15 protein-coding genes are annotated in these 15,584 nt (G+C 65.2%); 12 read left to right on the plus strand and 3 right to left on the minus strand.

Annotated elements, in window-relative coordinates; translation table 11 throughout:
* Positions 1 to 4: 4 nt before the first annotated feature.
* The gene (locus FCL41_RS09435) at positions 5 to 1,255 is read right to left on the minus strand and encodes a hypothetical protein (RefSeq protein WP_137065798.1); all 1,251 of its coding nucleotides are present in this window, start codon (positions 1,253 to 1,255) and stop codon (positions 5 to 7) included.
* Positions 1,256 to 1,422: 167 nt separating this feature from the next.
* On the opposite strand from FCL41_RS09435, the gene FCL41_RS09440 reads away from it, so the two are divergent.
* The 5 genes from FCL41_RS09440 to FCL41_RS09460 all read left to right on the plus strand — a co-directional run bounded on the left by FCL41_RS09440 (position 1,423) and on the right by FCL41_RS09460 (position 6,297).
* A complete protein-coding gene (locus FCL41_RS09440) occupies positions 1,423 to 1,704 on the plus strand; it encodes a DUF6112 family protein (RefSeq protein ID WP_137065799.1) in 282 nt (93 codons plus the stop codon).
* Positions 1,705 to 1,737: 33 nt separating this feature from the next.
* On the plus strand, positions 1,738 to 2,043 hold the full coding sequence (locus tag FCL41_RS09445) for a DUF6112 family protein (RefSeq protein ID WP_137065800.1): 306 nt from the start codon (positions 1,738 to 1,740) through the stop codon (positions 2,041 to 2,043).
* 10 nt (positions 2,044 to 2,053) lie between these two features.
* Positions 2,054 to 3,328 carry a type IV secretion system protein gene (locus tag FCL41_RS09450; protein ID WP_137065801.1) on the plus strand — a complete coding sequence of 425 codons (1,275 nt, stop codon included), beginning with the start codon at positions 2,054 to 2,056 and terminating at the stop codon, positions 3,326 to 3,328.
* A 6-nt stretch (positions 3,329 to 3,334) separates the two neighbouring features.
* Positions 3,335 to 4,786 carry an SCO6880 family protein gene (locus FCL41_RS09455; RefSeq protein WP_137065802.1) on the plus strand — a complete coding sequence of 484 codons (1,452 nt, stop codon included), beginning with the start codon at positions 3,335 to 3,337 and terminating at the stop codon, positions 4,784 to 4,786.
* Between the two features lie 149 nt (positions 4,787 to 4,935).
* A complete protein-coding gene (locus FCL41_RS09460) occupies positions 4,936 to 6,297 on the plus strand; it encodes a toprim domain-containing protein (protein WP_137065803.1) in 1,362 nt (453 codons plus the stop codon).
* A 715-nt stretch (positions 6,298 to 7,012) separates the two neighbouring features.
* Here FCL41_RS09460 and FCL41_RS09465 read toward each other — a convergent pair.
* Together FCL41_RS09465 and FCL41_RS17805 are read right to left on the minus strand one after the other, a co-directional pair.
* The gene (locus FCL41_RS09465; RefSeq protein ID WP_170970245.1) at positions 7,013 to 7,648 is read right to left on the minus strand and encodes a GTP cyclohydrolase II; all 636 of its coding nucleotides are present in this window, start codon (positions 7,646 to 7,648) and stop codon (positions 7,013 to 7,015) included.
* Positions 7,645 to 8,196: a DUF4231 domain-containing protein gene (locus tag FCL41_RS17805; RefSeq protein ID WP_137065805.1), complete on the minus strand. Its 552-nt coding sequence runs from the start codon at positions 8,194 to 8,196 to the stop codon at positions 7,645 to 7,647. The genes FCL41_RS09465 and FCL41_RS17805 overlap by 4 nt, the downstream gene beginning before the upstream one ends.
* Positions 8,197 to 8,357: 161 nt before the next feature.
* Between FCL41_RS17805 and FCL41_RS09475 the strand changes: the two genes are divergently transcribed.
* The 7 genes from FCL41_RS09475 (at position 8,358) to FCL41_RS09505 (ending at position 15,555) form a co-directional block, all read left to right on the plus strand.
* Entirely contained in the window at positions 8,358 to 8,756 is a 399-nt protein-coding gene (locus tag FCL41_RS09475; RefSeq protein WP_137065806.1) for a hypothetical protein, read from the plus strand.
* Positions 8,753 to 10,252: a VirB4 family type IV secretion system protein gene (locus tag FCL41_RS09480; protein WP_137065807.1), complete on the plus strand. Its 1,500-nt coding sequence runs from the start codon at positions 8,753 to 8,755 to the stop codon at positions 10,250 to 10,252. Before FCL41_RS09475 ends, FCL41_RS09480 begins: the two co-directional genes overlap by 4 nt.
* On the plus strand, positions 10,249 to 11,328 hold the full coding sequence (locus FCL41_RS09485; RefSeq protein WP_175422346.1) for an ArdC family protein: 1,080 nt from the start codon (positions 10,249 to 10,251) through the stop codon (positions 11,326 to 11,328). The genes FCL41_RS09480 and FCL41_RS09485 overlap by 4 nt, the downstream gene beginning before the upstream one ends.
* Positions 11,325 to 11,792, plus strand: coding sequence for a hypothetical protein (locus FCL41_RS09490; RefSeq protein WP_137065808.1), 468 nt, complete (start codon positions 11,325 to 11,327; stop codon positions 11,790 to 11,792). The genes FCL41_RS09485 and FCL41_RS09490 overlap by 4 nt, the downstream gene beginning before the upstream one ends.
* Positions 11,789 to 13,504: a TraM recognition domain-containing protein gene (locus FCL41_RS09495; RefSeq protein ID WP_137065809.1), complete on the plus strand. Its 1,716-nt coding sequence runs from the start codon at positions 11,789 to 11,791 to the stop codon at positions 13,502 to 13,504. The genes FCL41_RS09490 and FCL41_RS09495 overlap by 4 nt, the downstream gene beginning before the upstream one ends.
* 226 nt (positions 13,505 to 13,730) lie before the next feature.
* A complete protein-coding gene (locus tag FCL41_RS09500) occupies positions 13,731 to 14,444 on the plus strand; it encodes a hypothetical protein (protein WP_137065810.1) in 714 nt (237 codons plus the stop codon).
* A complete protein-coding gene (locus FCL41_RS09505; RefSeq protein WP_137065811.1) occupies positions 14,437 to 15,555 on the plus strand; it encodes an ImmA/IrrE family metallo-endopeptidase in 1,119 nt (372 codons plus the stop codon). Before FCL41_RS09500 ends, FCL41_RS09505 begins: the two co-directional genes overlap by 8 nt.
* Positions 15,556 to 15,584 lie beyond the last annotated feature (29 nt).

Here is a 15,584-nt window from a genome sequence, read left to right on the forward strand (position 1 = left end):
GGCCTCAGTCGATGCCGTCGCTCTCATCGTCGCGTGATCGCCATGTTCCTGATCGTTCAGCGACTCGGTTGGCGATCCTGCCTCTGGCCTCCCGCGCCCTGCCGCCGGTCTCAGAACTGAAGCGCTTGACGGCCCCAACACCCCCGACACCCGCGGCGACCGCCTTCACTTTCACCTCCGTCGCTGCCATCCCCCAAAGTCGCGTCTCGGGGTCTTCCCAGGCTTCTTCGATGCCGAGAAGCTGATGGAACTCGTCGACCGCGTCAGCGGTGCGATCGGAGATCTGCACGATCGCCGGTGACGCGGAAGGGTGCGTGAGGACCTTGGCGTTCGCGATGGCTACTGCCTCGCCGAGACGCCCGAGCAACCGGCCGGTGCTCCGTGAGATGGCTTCACGACGCTCCATTCGGGCTGCCCGGATTCCGGTTCGGTACCCGTCAGCATCCTCAGGGGCAGTCTCCAGCACACGATCAAGCTCAAGCACGGCGATCGCGTCGAGCAATTGAAAGCACCGAGCGAGAACGGCCAACCACTCACGAACCTTGGGAGCGATCTCCTTGGTGACCTTCGTAAGGTCACCGACCTTCGACTTCTGCTCGAACTTGCTCGCGAGAGCATCAAGTTGGAGCAGCGCGTAGGCCTGCGTGTCCGCGACGGTGCCAGAGGTCGCCTGGATCTTCGACCAGGTGACCTCGTTGACGCGACCGACATGTTCCCGGATCGTCATGGCCTCCTCGAGTTGGAGGCCGACCCCGATCATCGGCGCAACCACCGCGTTCTTCTGGGCGCGCAGCACGTCGTCCAACTTCGCATCGATCTTCACCAGGTAGTCCGTGACTTCACTCATCGTCTGTTGCAGAGCAAGCTGCGCCATCACACCAGCGCCCCCGGCAAGAATCGCCGGATTGGCCGCGATGCTGCCGGGTCCCTTGGCGATCTGGATCCATCCCTTGATGTTGCCGCGAGCACCAAGCATGGCGTGGTCGACACCAGGGGTACCTGTGGGCGTCAGACCGTACTTCTTCACCTGGGCTGCCGACTCGGCAGTCAATTTCACCCATCGTCCGGAGCTCTCGGCAATCTGGGAACCTGCCTGCAGGCCCGCGGCGCTGCCGCCAACGACCGTGCTGACGCGAGGCAAAGCGAGCGCCTTGGACTGAAGGCCTTCGTCCGCGAGGAACCGTTCGATGGCCGCCGGATCTCCGATCACAGCAAGACCGTCACCGTCACTGACCAACTCAATGTCCGAGTCCACGCTTCTGGCCCCTATCTCGTGCGGAATCACTGCATGGCACCACTTTCATGACCCAGCGTGTCAGGTGGCACCGACGGCAACGGAATCACATTGACGGCCCTTCGAGGAGCACAACTCGGAGACTTCCGGTTATCAGACCGCTGTGTTCGTGGGCGCACCTCAAGGAGATGAGCATCCGCATCGCAGCAGCGAGTCCCGATTTCGGCGCCGTCGGCGGCGCCAGCGACCTCCACACCATCGTCGGTGCACTACTGACGTACGGCCTGATCATCGCCGTCCTCATGCTGGTGATCTCGGCCGCGACTTGGGCGATCGCAGCTAACTCGGGCAGCTGGCACACCGCCCAGAAAGCCCGGCTCGGGTGCTTCGTCGCGCTCGGCGGCGCCACGCTGACCGGCGCCGTCCTGGCCTGGGCGAACTGGCTGCTGGACGTCGGCGCTCACCTGTAGATCGTCCGCCCTTCGCCGTCAGGAGCCCCTCCGATGAACCTTCCCGCCGCAGTTCTCCTGCTCCCCCTCGACATCACGATCAGCCCCAACTCGGACGGCCTGCCGGGTATCCAACAGTTGCGGAGCATCGTGGGGGCTTCGATGACGATCGGGCTGATCCTCGCCGTACTCGCACTGATCCTCTCGGCGATCGTGTGGTCCCTGGGCGCCAACTCCTCCAACCCGCACCTCGCGGGCCGCGGCAAGGTCGGCGTACTGGTGGCCCTCGGCGCAGCGATCGTCTGTGGAGCCTCGGTGACGCTGGTGAACTTCTTCTGGAACGTCGGCCAGCAGGTCTGAGGGGATCGTCATGGGTGTCTGCGATGTTCCGGTGCTCCGGACGGTGTGCAATGAAGCGGGCGACGCGGCCGGGGCGGTGGTGACAGCACCATTCGACTGGCTCGCGCAGAGTTTGGGCGGCGCCGCGCAGTGGATGTTCGAGTCCGTCTGGCACGTCATCGCCACCACGACCTTTGTCGACGTCACCAGCGGCGAATACACGAAGGTCTACAACATCATGTTCGGCATCGGCATCTTCGTGATGCTGGGCTTCTTCATGCTCCAGGTCATCGGAGGCATGATCCGGCGCGAGCCCGCTGCCCTGTCCCGCGCGGTTCTCGGTCTCGCGAAGTCGATCCTCGGCTCATTCGTCGCCCTCACCCTGCTGGCCACAGCACTCGAAGTCACCGACCAACTGTGCATCGGCATCGTCCACGCCGCCGGGACCAACATGGACGAGATGGGAGACAAACTCGCCGTCCTTGCCGTCGGGCTCGGCGCCATCAACCTCAGCGCGCCCGGCGCGGGCGCCATCCTGACCATCTTCCTTGCCAGCCTCTCGATCATCGGGGCGATGGTCGTCTGGATCAGTCTGCTGATCCGCAAAGCACTGCTGCTGATCGCGATCGTGCTCGCGCCCATCGCCCTGGCCGGCGCCAGCTGGGACGTCACCCGCAGCTGGGCCAGCCGCTGGGCGACGTTCGTGATCGCGATGATCTTGTCCAAGGTCGTTCTGGTCCTGATCTTCCTGATCGCCACAGCTCAGGTCTCCGCGCCCATCGACGCCGACCTCGAGTCGGTCAGCCAACCGATGGCCGGCGTCGTACTGATGCTCATGGCCGGGTTCGCGCCCTACCTGACCTACAAGGCCATCGCCTTCATGGGTTTCGACATGTACCACGCCATGTCGGCCGAACAGGAGGCCAAGTCGTCGCTCAACCGGCCTATGCCGGTTCCACTCTCGGGGCGCGGCGGGGCGGCCGAGCCGGTCAAGGTGCTCGGGGGCGGCGACTCTGGTGGCGGTCTCCCGTCCGGCGGCGTCCCCGCAGGTGGGGGTCCTCCAGTTGGCGGTACGTCCGGTGGCGGCGGCGTGAGTGCGGCTCGGGGCTCTGGCGGGGTGAGCGGTGCCGGGGCTGCAGGGGGCGCGGTCGTCGTCGCCAAGGAAGCCGCTGCCGCGGGGCCACGACTCGGCAACTTCGTCGCGGCCCACGCGAACGGACCGTCCTCAGCGAGCCAGCCGGCGGGTCCCTCGCCGATGCCACCCCATGTGGCCGACTCGGCGCTGTCGCCTTCCAATGAGAGGTGATGGTCCATGAGCACCAGCACCGCCTCAGAGCCGCGGCTCACGCCGGTGAAGTTCTCCCGCCTCAGCCGCCGAGGCGTACTCCTCGGGTTGTCCCCGTTGCAGCTCGTCATGGCGGGTATCGGCGCAGGGAGTCTGGCCCTCGGCCTGTACGTCGGTGCGGTCGTCATCGCCGTGCCGGTCATTGGCGTCTGCGTGGCCTTGGTCTTCGTGTCCGTCGGTGGTCGCAAGCTCGTCGAATGGGGACCCATCGGTCTCGTCTGGCTATGGCGCTCCGCCGGCGGGCAACTCATCTATCGCCGCCGCATCGTCCGTCCCCGGCCCGCCGGCACCCTGGCGCTTCCAGGTGACGCGGCGCGACTGCGGCAATGGCTGGACCCGGAGACCGGGGCTGTCATGGTCCACGACCCCCATGCAGCAACGCTGACTGCGGTCATCGGCGTCGCGCACCCCGCCTTCGTGCTCCTCGATCCCGCCGAACAGGAACGCCGCGTTGTCTCCTGGGGACGCGTCCTCGCCACCGCCTGCAGGTCCGGACGGATCGCTGCAGTGCAGGTGATGGAACGGACCCTGCCCGACTCCGGCAAAGGCCTCGCCCAGTGGTGGGACAACCACGGCACCCATGACTCCTCGTGGACGTCGCGGACGTACGCCGAACTCATCGACCGTGCCGGTCCCGCCGGGGAGCGGCACGCGAGCACCATCTCGATCTCGCTCGACATGAAGGCGTCCGCCCGAGCCACCCGCGCGGCGGGCGGTGGGATGAAGGGTTCCGCCGCAGTGCTGCGCCAGGAGATGGCGACGCTCGTGGCAGCCCTCCGCGCTGCGGACCTCTCCCCCGGTGCCTGGCTCTCACCCGGCGACCTCGCCGTCATCCTGCGCTCGGCGTACGACCCCGTCGTCGCCGGCGCGCTGGAGCGGCACGGCGACCTGGGCCGGGGTCTGGCCACAGCTGGTCCGGTGGCCGTGACCGAGTCGTGGGGAAGTCTCCGTAGCGACTCCGCGCATCACTGCGTCCTCTGGATCAGCGAGTGGCCCCGATCGTTGGTCTTCCCCGGGTTCTTGGCGCCCCTCCTCCTGTCGTCGGGCATCCGGCGAACCTTCACACTGCTCTACACGCCGATGCGCACCGACCGAGCCGCACGAGACATCCGTAAGAAGAAGACCGAGTACATCTCCGACGCCGCGCAGCGTCAGAAGATCGGGCAAATCGAAGACGCCCAACAGTCAGCGGAGTACCACGACGTGCTCCGGCAGGAGGCGGACCTGACCGCAGGCCATGGAGTGTTGCGTTGCACCGGACTCATCACCGTCAGCGCCAGCGACCCCGAGGAGCTGGAGCGCGGGGTGGCGGGGATCGAACAAGCAGCGATCCAAGCGTCGTGCGAGACCCGGCGGCTCTGGGGCCAACAGGCTCAGGCCTTCGCTCTCGCAACGTTGCCCCTCGCCCGGTCCCTGTGACCGGCCGAGGTACGAGGTAGATCCGCGTCACATCGTCCAGATAGGGCGTTTCGGCGGACCGCCTCACGGCACCCAGGGAGCGGAGCGAGGTCAGGACATTGGCCAGAGAATCCTAGGCGGACCTCGCAAGCGGCGGCTACAGTTCCGGGGTGGGATCTTGGTGGAGGGTTGAAGTCGGCGATAGAGAAGTTCCTATCTGGGGCAAGAACTATGTATCTGACGCACTCATGATGGTTTTCACCGACGAGGATATCGTCGTGAATGGTCCCAACATCGAACTTCTGGATCAGAATGAAAGCAGCGAACCGTCAGTCGAGTCGTGGTCGGAATCGGAGTCGGACGTTCGCCACACCCGACTCTTCCACTACACGGCGCCCGCGGGAACCATCAGATCCCGGCTTGAGTTACAGGGATTCAGCACCACTTGGGTGCACAAACTGTCGCATGCCTTCATTCAGGAAGGTTACGAGAACGAAGACCCCTTCGAGTTCTGGCCCGAAGGCGCAACATCCTATCCGGACGCAGCCTCTGTCGTAAGGGCCCTCACCAGTCGCCGCGGCCTTTCTGCTGTGTGCAAAGGAGAGTTCCCACGCGTGAGTTCGGAGACCCAGTTCCTTCACGACTGGTGGGAAGCATTGCGCGAAGCTTTCGACGATCCGCGGTTCGCCCTTGCACTCTCGCTGGCGCGAACGAGGGCAACCACAAGGGTCACAGTCGACCTGAGCGACTTGCTCCTCGGTGGATGGCTAGAACCGACTGAGCTGCCGCACCAGGCAGCACGAGCGCGGCTGTCTACGGCAATCGCAGCCGATGGACCTGTGATCGTAGTGGTCGAGGGCTCGAGCGACGCGCGCTGGCTGAAGCGTGCCCTCGAACTGACAGCGCCACAGGTTTCTCACTGTTTTGAGTTCCTAGACTTCCACCAACACAACCCACCCGGAGGGGCAGACCGTGTTGTCTCGCTGACGAAGGGAATGGCGGCAGCCGGAGTAATGAACAGGGTCGTAGCGGTCCTTGACAACGACACGGCCGGCCGAGAAGCGGCCCAACAACTCGTGGGCTCTAAGCTTCCTGATCGTTTTTCAGTGGCCACCCTTCCGGACGTCGCTTACGCGCGCAGGTACCCAACTCTTGGCCCGGATGGCCTAGGGGTAAGCGATGTAAATGGACGCGCCGTCTCCATCGAGTTCATGTTCGGTGATCAGATGCTTCGGGCTGAAGACGGTTCCCAGTTCCCTGTTCGGTGGCAGTCATTCATAGAGAAAGCGCGCAACTACCAAGGGCGCTTGACGGGCAGCGATAAGAAGATCGTCGGCAAAAGGATCGATAGTACTTTCAAACAGAAAGACGGGCGACGGATCCCCAATGAGGTCCTCCAAGGCTGTCGCCGTCTTTCGGAAATGTTAATCAATGCAGCCCACCTACCCGAGCGGCTACCGGTGTCCGAGGCGTCTGTTCTCACTGCGACTTGGATCGGAGATCCGTTCGTCGAACTTCAGATCAGCGGATGAAGTGACTTCATGCTTCTGGCACAGGATTCGCTGCACTTCACCGCACGTCAGCTAGGTTGTTGTCCTGAGCTGGATTCTTCTGGCGATGAGAGACATTGGACGCGGACACGACTGAACTTGTGAAATTCGGAGTGGCACTGATCGTTCCGGCTCTTGTCGGCCTCGGGACTCTTGCCTTAAGCAACAGACACAATAGGCGGCAAGCGGAAGACGAACGTCGGCACCAAGCGCGCCTGACCCGGGAGGCAGCCACCCGCGCCGCTATCGCGGAACGCTACGACGAACGTCGGCAAGCGTATTCGCAGTTGACCAACGTCGCTGCGCAACTGGGTGCCGACTCAGTCCAGAGGGAATACGAAGGAATGAACCCTCCCAAGCACTATCTGGATGGCCCGGAACTCGAGGACCACTTTCGACCATTAGTGGAATCGGTTAACAACGTACTGCTCATCGGAACCCGCGGGACGAGGGCTGCCGCCGAGGATTTGGCAAGGACGTTAGAGCCTATGCATGGTCCCATGAGGGATATGCTAAATTTGAAGCGTCACTCGCAGCGTTTCGTGCCGCTTCGCGTCATGACCTTGGCATTGAGGAACCAGAGAACTCGTCGACTGACGGCGGACTCTAACGGCACGCCGTTCGCCTGAACTCTTAGAGCGGTTGCGCCTAGACGCAACAGTAGGGCATGAGAAGCACGAGGGACGCCAGGGCCGATTCAGTCGTCCGCTCGCTGTTCGCCCGCCGTGTAGTCGTACAGATGGCCGAACTTGCGCTGCTTCGTGATTAAGTAGGGAAGCGACGAGGTCGTGGCATCGATCTTTAGCGAGACGTGCTCCACGTCGAATCCAACCTCTTCGAGCCCGACGATCTTGCGCGGGTTGTTTGTGAGCAGCCGAAGAGATTGCAGCCCGCGGTCCTTCAACACTGCCGCGACCCGACTGTAGTCGCGAGGATCCGGCTCCACGCCGAGCGCTTCGTAGGCATCCCATGTATCCAGATTCTGGGTATCACCCAGGGCGAGCCCTCTCACCTTGGTCAGGAGACCAGCACCTCGACCATCACAGATCATGTACACGACAAGCCCCCCGTCACGGTGTACGCGAACGAGGCTCTCGTGGAGTTGTTCGTGGCAGTCACAGTCGGTCGCTCGAAATATTTCGGCTGTATAGCAGGCACTCTGGACCCTCACTAGGGGGAACGCGACATCCGTTTCACCATCCGGCGCCGCTGGCACCTCAATGCAGAGGATGTTGTCTTCCTCGTGCTCCCCGAAGCTGTAGACGTGAAGACTGCCAGAGCCGTAGTGGCTAACGAAGTCACAAGAGGCGTGCTCGAACGCTGTCGGAATCACGGCGTAGGCCCGACCTTCGTCGCAGTCGCAAGTTCGGCGCTGCTCGGGATGAGACCCTCCCACTCCGCTTGCAGATCCAACTCATATTGAGCGACTCGCGCGCCAAGCGTTCGGTCGCGATCGTCGTTGTCGAAGGGCTCGAGTCCGAACGTGTACCGCTTCGCGTCTGCCTCCAGCAACCGCTGATATCGCCGATACAAGGTCCAGCGCTCATGTGGACGCTCAAACTGCCCTAGCGCAACAACGGTCGCGCATAAGGCAGCCAAGACACTCGGGACTACCTTGCCGGTCACGAAGTCGTCCCCAGAGAGGCCAATGAAGACGGGGATAGCCGCGGTAGCGGCGGTCGTGAACACCGTGAGCGCTCGGGCGCGGAACCTGTTCTTGTCTGCCTTTGCCCCAATGGACCGTGCGACGGCCGTACACATTGCCAACGGCTCTTGCGCCGGGGACTGCGGTGCGTCTTGGTGCCGGGTATTCCAGTTCACACACGTAGTTTGCCCCCTGGTACAGCGCCACCGGCACGAACCGGCAACTCCGTTCGACATGCAAGATCCCGCCCAGAACGACTTGCCTAACCAGGTTCGCGCGGATATCGGACGACATCGGCGTGCGTCCCTACCGCCGCCGTGCACGGGCGCCCAGACGCAGCAATCGGCCGGAGCGCCCCGCCCACCTCACTAATGAAGAACTCATTAGGGAGTAGCCAATGACAAGCTCCGACGACCCCGAAGCCCGCGCTGACAACGCGCGGCAAGCCCTCCGGCTCTTGGCCCATGCCACCCGACACATTACGGACCCCACCCCGATCTACCCGATCTTGGGCGACCTCTCGAACGGTCTCGCCTCCTGCGCGCAGTCGCTTCACCAGCTTGCCGCCCTCCACGAGGGCCCAGCGCGAGAGCATGCACAACAGGCTGGCGACGCCCACAAAAGGAGCGCAGCCTCGTACCAAATCGCCTGGGAGTTGCACCGGGCTGCCGTGATGGTCGCCCAGGCGGCGAAGATCCTAGACAAGGCTCACGAGCTCGAGGCGACGATCACGTACGACCTCAGCCACGCCGACCAGTCGATCGAACCGCCTCGCGGGCACGGGATGTCGTTATGACCAAACGGTCCGAGAATTCACGCCTGCGCTCCGCCGTCCTCGTGTCTCCCAGACACGAAAAGCGAACCGACCGCAAACTCCGCAACGCCTCCGCGCGGGCGCTGATCAACGACGACCGCGACGTTCAGCGATCGACAGCGCGTCAGAAGGCCGCCGCCCTGGCGGCCGAGAAGCGCGCGACCGTGCTGCTTCCCCGCACCGGCGAGCCTGGTCCTGCCGCGCTGCGTACGCCTGGGCGGTTCCGTCTCCCCCGGCATCAAGACACCTCCGCGACCCTCGCTGGCGCCTACCCGTTTCTCGCCGAAGGAGGCCTCGGTAGCGAGGGCGTCTTCGTCGGCCAGGACCTCTACTCGGGATCGTCGTTCGTCTACGACCCGTGGGTCCTCTACGCCCGCGGCCTGATCACCGCACCAAACCTCGTACTCGCCGGGATCGTCGGCTCCGGCAAGTCGAGCCTCGCCAAGAGCCTCTACACCCGCTCCATTCCGTTCGGCCGACGCGTCTACGTGCCCGGCGACCCCAAGGGCGAACACACCGCCGTCGCCGAGGCCGTCGGTGGCAAGGCCATCGCGCTCGGACACGGCATGCGCAACCGGCTCAACCCACTCGATGAGGGCCACCGTCCTGCCGGGCTCGACGACGCACAGTGGGCCAGCCAGGTCACCAGCCGACGACGCGACCTGATCGGTGCTCTCGCCGAGACCGTCCTCGACCGACGCCTCACTCCCCTCGAGCACACGGCGATCGACGTGGCTCTGGACCGCACAGTCCACGGGGCCGACGTGCCGGTGCTCCCGATGGTGGTGGACCGCCTTCTCGCACCTGAGGCCACCGATGACCACGACGGTCGACTTCTCGAAGACGGACGCCTCGCTGGCCACGCCCTACGACGGCTGGTAGCCGGCGACCTCGCCGGACTCTTCGATGGCCCCTCCACGGTGAACTTCGACCCGTCGCTGCCGATGATTTCCCTGGACCTGTCCCGAGTCGCCGACAACTCCACGCTCGTCTCCGTGCTTATGACGTGCGCCTCAGCGTGGATGGAGTCCGCGCTCATGGACCCGGCCGGCGGGCAGCGCTGGGTCGTGTATGACGAAGCCTGGCGGCTGTTGTCGCACCCTGCGCTCCTGCGTCGAATAGACGCCCACTGGCGCCTCGCGCGGCATTACGGGATCGCGAACATGCTGATCTTTCACAAGCTGTCCGACCTCGACAACGTCGGTGACCAAGGCTCCGCGATGCGCGCGCTGGCCTCCTCGCTGCTCGCCAACGCCGAGACCCGCATCGTCTACCGCCAAGAGTCCGACCAGCTTGGGGCCACCTCGGCCGCGCTGGGTCTCACGGGCACCGAGCAGTCCCTCATCCCCACGCTCGGCACCGGCCAAGGACTCTGGCGGATCAAGAACCGGTCCTTCGTCGTGCAGCACCAGATGCACCCCGACGAACTCGCCCTCTTCGACACCACCGGCCGCATGACAGGAGGGACGGCGTCATGACCACTGACGTTCGCGGAATAGACGCGCGGGAAGCCAAACTGGAAGCGCTCCACCACCGACTGAGCGAGTCTGTTGCAGCACTCGTCACGGGTGAGGACTGGAAGCGTGCTCTGGAGTTTGCCGCCCAGTTCCGCGCCCGCAGTTTCAATAACACGATGCTCATCTACGCCCAGCACTGCGCGGCGTACACCGAGGGGCGCGTCCCCGCGCCCACTCCCACGTACGTCGCGGGGTTCCACCAATGGCTCTCCCTCGGCCGCCATGTCGAGAAGGGCCAGCACGGGTACGGCATCCTCGCGCCGGTCACCGCCAGGTTCGCCTCCGCGACCCCCACCGACCCTGCGTCGTGGCATCGTCTGGCGCGCGGAGAGAAGCCCGCCTTTGGCGAGAGCGTGAGGTCGAAACTCATCGGTCTCAAACCGACTCACGTTTGGGACGTTTCTCAGACCACAGGTGACCCGTTGCCTGAACTTCCCCCTCCCAACCTGCTGCGGGGCGCAGCACCCACCGGCCTCTGGGATGGCCTGGCCGATCAGGTCACCGCATTGCGGTTTGACCTTCGGTTGGTCTCGTCGGCCACGGCGATCGGCGGGGCCAACGGGCTGACCGACTTCCTCACCCGCGAGGTCTCGGTCTGGGTCGACATGGATGACGCAGCCCAGGTCAAGACGCTCAGCCACGAACTTGGGCACGCTTTGCTCCACAGCCCCCGCGCTGACGCCATGTCCACCGAGCCGGCAGCGGACGCGACCCTGCATCGCGGCATCGCAGAGGTCGAGGCTGAGTCCATCGCCCTGATGGTCGGCGCCGCGCACGGCCACGACACGTCGACCTACACAATCCCGTACGTCTCCACGTGGGCATCGAGTGTCCCCGGCAGGACTCCACTCGAGGTGATCCATTCGACGGCCGACCGCGTCAGGAGTGCTGCGCTGGGGATCCTCGAGAAGCTCGACACGCAGAAGATCGGGGACGGCAACCCGCCAGGCCTCGACCGCGAGGCGTTCAACCATCAAGCCAGGAGACCGGCGGTGGCCACCGGCGTACGCCATGACTCGACGGGACTCGGACTATGAAGATCCCGGTCGTTCTCAGCGCCGTCCACGTCGACATCAGCCCTGACGGGCACCTCACCGTCGATATCGACGGCACCCCCCATTTCAGCGATCAGGCGTTGGGACGCGGCGACCTCCAGTCAGTACTGGATGCAATCACGACCGAACTCGGGACCGCCGTTCGCGTTGAGATCCGTGAAGCCGACGGCACCACCTACGCCGACATCGCTACACCCCCGCCTGCAACAGAGACCGCCCCGAAGATGGAGGTACCGACCCCGGTGTCTCAACCGGGCCTCCACGGCCACGGGTTCCACCCGGGTGAGGAAGTCGTCGTCGCGTACGTCGTCTGCACCCAGACAGCCGATGGCGCCGGGCAAACAAGTCTGCACCTGCCGCCCGCGCTCCTGGGCAGACGTGGGTCCAAGCTGCTGCTGGTCGGGATGACGTCCGCTGCCGTGGCCAAGATCGACCAGCCGGCATGAGCACCCGGAGCCAAGCGGTCGACGACGGGCTGACCAACGCCACGCTGATCGCCATCTTCGGGGTCTTCGTGCTCGCGATCATGCTGCGCGCGGCCGGTTCCATGGCCGCCTTCGCGACCGGATCTGAGCAACCCTCCGAAGGCTTGGCAGCCGGGCTACGCGTGGTCGCACAGCCGCGTACGCCCGGGCCAGCGCTCGGCGCCTCCAGCCTCTCGGCCGTCGCGTACTGGTGCAGCATGCTCGTCCTGGTCGCATTGCTGATCGGACTCCTGTGGACGGTGTGGGTGCTCGTCTCCAGAGGGCGACACCGCAGCGCTCATGACCCGAGCCGCATTCACGGGACCGCCACCAGCTGGGACATCGACGACACCGCCTCAGAGAAGGCCCTGCTGCGTCGGGGCCACACTCTGCGCCCATCGCTCACCCACCCCAAGGCGCGCGACGTCGGCTACCTGCTCGGAAAGAGCCACGGGCGGGGTGTCTGGGCTTCGGTCGAAGACTCGATCCTCGTCATCGGTCCACCGCGTTCTGGGAAAGGCCTGCACCTGGTGGTGAACGCGATCCTTGATGCACCAGGTGCCGTCGTCACGACCTCGACCCGCCCCGACAACCTCGCGGCGACGATCCGAGAGCGCCGCGACGTCGGCCCGGTCGCAGTCTTCGATCCGCAGCGCCTCACCGCCGGCCTCACCGACGCACGCGACGTCGGCGTGCGCTGGTCACCGATCCGTGGCTGCGAAGACCCGCTGACAGCCATGATCCGGGCCACTGGGCTCGCGTCCTCAACCGGCCTCTCGGCGGGAGGCACCGAGTCAGGTGGCTTCTGGGAAGGACGCGCCCATGCCGTCATCCAGGCGCTCCTGCACGCCGCCGCTCTCGACCGACTCCCGACGCGCGTGCTGTTCGAATGGTCACTCTCCGCCACCGCAGCCATGGACGCCGTCGGGATCCTCGCCAGCCACGGCGGCGCCGCGCCCGGATGGGCCGACTCCATCCACGGGATGATCCACTCTGACCCGCGCACCCGCGACTCGATCTGGATGGCCGTCTCCCAGGCCATGGCATCCCTCGCGGACCCCAAAGTGCTCGACGCGGTCAGCCCTTCACCAGGCGATGAGTTCGACCCGACCCACTTCCTCACCAACAACGGGACGCTCTACCTACTCGCCACCGGCGCCGGCGCAGGGGCCGCTTGGCCCCTCGTAGCTGCCTTCCTGGAAGACCTCACCGAAACCGCACGCCACCTCGCAGCAGCATCACCAGGCACCCGCCTCGACCCGCCCCTCTTGCTCGCACTCGACGAGATCGGCAACCTCGCTCCCCTGCCCTCGCTCCCCGTCCTCATGGCTGAGGGCGGCGGCACCGGCATCACGACCATGCCCGTCCTTCAGTCGCTCTCTCAGGCCCGCGCGAGGTGGGGCGAGCACGCGGCCAGCACCATCTGGGACGCATCCATCGTCAAGGTCATCCTGGGCGGAGCCTCGGCCTCGAAAGACCTGCAAGAACTCTCGGTACTCATCGGAGAACGAGACGACCCGAGCGATACGGTCACCATCAACGAGCACGGCGCGCGCTCGATCCAGCGGTCGACACGACGGCGTCACATCATGCCGCCGGAGCAGATCCGCATGCTGCCCTTCGGCACCGGCCTTGTCCTGCTGCGGAGCGCCCCGCCGATCGTGGTTCGTCTGCGTTCGTGGCACTCCAGGTAGGAGCGGACCGCTGCCTTCCGCCCGGATTGACGCGGGCAGCTCGGATCAGTTCGACCGCGAGTCCCGGACCGTCCGCGCACTTCTGCCCTCCGGGAGATCTCGTGACCGCGGAGCTCGCCGCGCATAAAGATATCTGCACCTGAAGCATTAGTGCGCGACTCATGTGACATACTGAAGTTAGTCCTGACCGACCAGCGGCCCTGGACACCACGTTCCAGGAGGCTGCATGAACCCCGATCAGCGCCACCCCGCGTCCCCTGACTCGCCGTCCGCAGCCCTTGGCGCCGAAACGGACGGTCTACGCCACCTTCTCGTCGAGACCATCGAGGCCCGCCACACCCTCGCTGCTGATGCCCACCTGGTCTCGGAGTCCCGGTACGGGATGGGATTTGGCAGCCAGTGGCGAGACCTGCTCGACGACACCCGCGAAGCCCTGACCGATCGCGGTTTCGAGTCGTGTCGGCTAGCTCCGGGCGGGCACAGCATCCCGGTCGTCAACAACTGCTTGGTCTACGTCTGGCGGGTCCCGAACCACCCCGACGCGGTCAATGAGTTCGCCTCAAGTCCGACCCGGAAGAGCGGGTTCGCGGTCCCGCCGCCCGAGCCGGGCCTGTGGGAGCCGAGCCTGTCCGATGAGCACGACGCCGCCGACAACCAGAACGAGGGTGAGGTCGAGCAGGCACTGCGTGCGGTCGATGACGCAATGTCGGTGATTCTCGTGATGATCAAGTCGAGTCCTTGGCGACTGCATTCCGTCGACTGGGCCGTAGCCGTGCTCGACGAGGACGGCAAGGTCGAGTTGCGTGGCACGGAGCCGATCTGGGTCCCCGAGCCGGACGCAGACGCCAGTACCTCTGAGGTGGAGTCGTTCGACAGCGGAGCGCCGATCGAACCGACCGTCGAAGCCCGCGAACAGGAAGAGACCGACCCGGATGCCTGAGGACGGACCTGGCCTGTTCGATCTCCCAGCCGCCAGGAGCGGCGGTTTCGAGCCGGCCCGACTCACCCAGGCCCGTGCACGCCGAGGCATCAGCAAGGCCGAACTGGCCCATTCCGTCGACGTATCGCCGGCAGCGATCGGCCAATACGAGGCCGGGGTGAACTCGCCACGCCCCGAGGTACTCGACCGGCTGGCAGATGCTCTGGAGGTGCGGCCCGGGTTCTTCGGTGTCGGCAGGCCATTTGCCCGCATCGACGCCGTCAACGCCCATTTCCGAAGCCTCCGGTCAGCTCGCGTCAGCGATCGTCAGAAGGCTTTGGCCACTGCCACTTTCGTCTGGGAGCTGACGTTTGCGCTCGAGCGCTGCGTGAAACTTCCGGAAGTCGACCTCCCGACCGTTCCCGCCGGAACCTCACCAGCTGAGGCCGCCACCTTGCTTCGACAGCATTGGCACCTCCCGGAAGGGCCGGTCAAGCACCTGGTCGCGACGGCAGAGTCCAAGGGAATCGTCGTCGCCGTGCGTCCGCTACGCGAGATCGACGCGGTCGACGCTTTCTCAGCAGTCATCGTCGACCGACCGATCATCATCACGACGCCGCGGCGCAGCGAAAATGTCTTCAGGCACAGATTCTCGATCGCCCACGAGATCGGCCATCTACTTCTCCACGGCGAATGCGGAGAGCACAACTCGTCCGTCGAGAAGGAAGCAGACGAGTTCGCCGCCGCGTTCCTGACACCCGCAGCGTCGATGGACGCTGCGCTGCCACAACGTCTCGACGTGGCCGCCTTGGATCGTCTCGGCCGGACGTGGGGCGTCTCCCCGAAGTCTTTGGTTCGCCGGATGGTGGAGCGTGCACGCACTACAGAATCCTCAGCGCGACGGGCATACCAACGACTGGCCATGACCGACGACCCCCTAGCCGACCCCACCAGTTCCTACCCCGGCGAAATGCCCTCTCTGCTGCGCAAGGCAGCAGCACTGGCCGGCGACTACGGAACAGGAGCACCGGCCCTGGCGGAAGCGTTGAGGATCAGTCCTGCGCAAGTACGCGACCTGCTCGGCGACGCTGACCAGCGTCCGGTCTTGCGGCTCGTCGGCGACGAAGGATGACACGAGGGTTGGAACGAACGCTTCAATCT

Source organism: Nocardioides jishulii (assembly GCF_006007965.1).
GTDB classification, from domain to species: Bacteria; Actinomycetota; Actinomycetes; order Propionibacteriales; family Nocardioidaceae; genus Nocardioides; species Nocardioides jishulii.

Coding starts and splice junctions, on each gene's coding strand:
- FCL41_RS09490 (WP_137065808.1), top strand. CDS start 11,325: ATGAAGATCCCGGTCGTTCTCAGCGCCGTCCACGTCGACATCAGCCCT.
- FCL41_RS09450 (WP_137065801.1), top strand. CDS start 2,054: ATGGGTGTCTGCGATGTTCCGGTGCTCCGGACGGTGTGCAATGAAGCG.
- FCL41_RS09505 (WP_137065811.1), top strand. CDS start 14,437: ATGCCTGAGGACGGACCTGGCCTGTTCGATCTCCCAGCCGCCAGGAGC.
- FCL41_RS09500 (WP_137065810.1), top strand. CDS start 13,731: ATGAACCCCGATCAGCGCCACCCCGCGTCCCCTGACTCGCCGTCCGCA.
- FCL41_RS09475 (WP_137065806.1), top strand. CDS start 8,358: ATGACAAGCTCCGACGACCCCGAAGCCCGCGCTGACAACGCGCGGCAA.
- FCL41_RS17805 (WP_137065805.1), bottom strand. CDS start 8,196: ATGTCGAACGGAGTTGCCGGTTCGTGCCGGTGGCGCTGTACCAGGGGG.
- FCL41_RS09455 (WP_137065802.1), top strand. CDS start 3,335: ATGAGCACCAGCACCGCCTCAGAGCCGCGGCTCACGCCGGTGAAGTTC.
- FCL41_RS09480 (WP_137065807.1), top strand. CDS start 8,753: ATGACCAAACGGTCCGAGAATTCACGCCTGCGCTCCGCCGTCCTCGTG.
- FCL41_RS09445 (WP_137065800.1), top strand. CDS start 1,738: ATGAACCTTCCCGCCGCAGTTCTCCTGCTCCCCCTCGACATCACGATC.
- FCL41_RS09495 (WP_137065809.1), top strand. CDS start 11,789: ATGAGCACCCGGAGCCAAGCGGTCGACGACGGGCTGACCAACGCCACG.
- FCL41_RS09485 (WP_175422346.1), top strand. CDS start 10,249: ATGACCACTGACGTTCGCGGAATAGACGCGCGGGAAGCCAAACTGGAA.
- FCL41_RS09440 (WP_137065799.1), top strand. CDS start 1,423: ATGAGCATCCGCATCGCAGCAGCGAGTCCCGATTTCGGCGCCGTCGGC.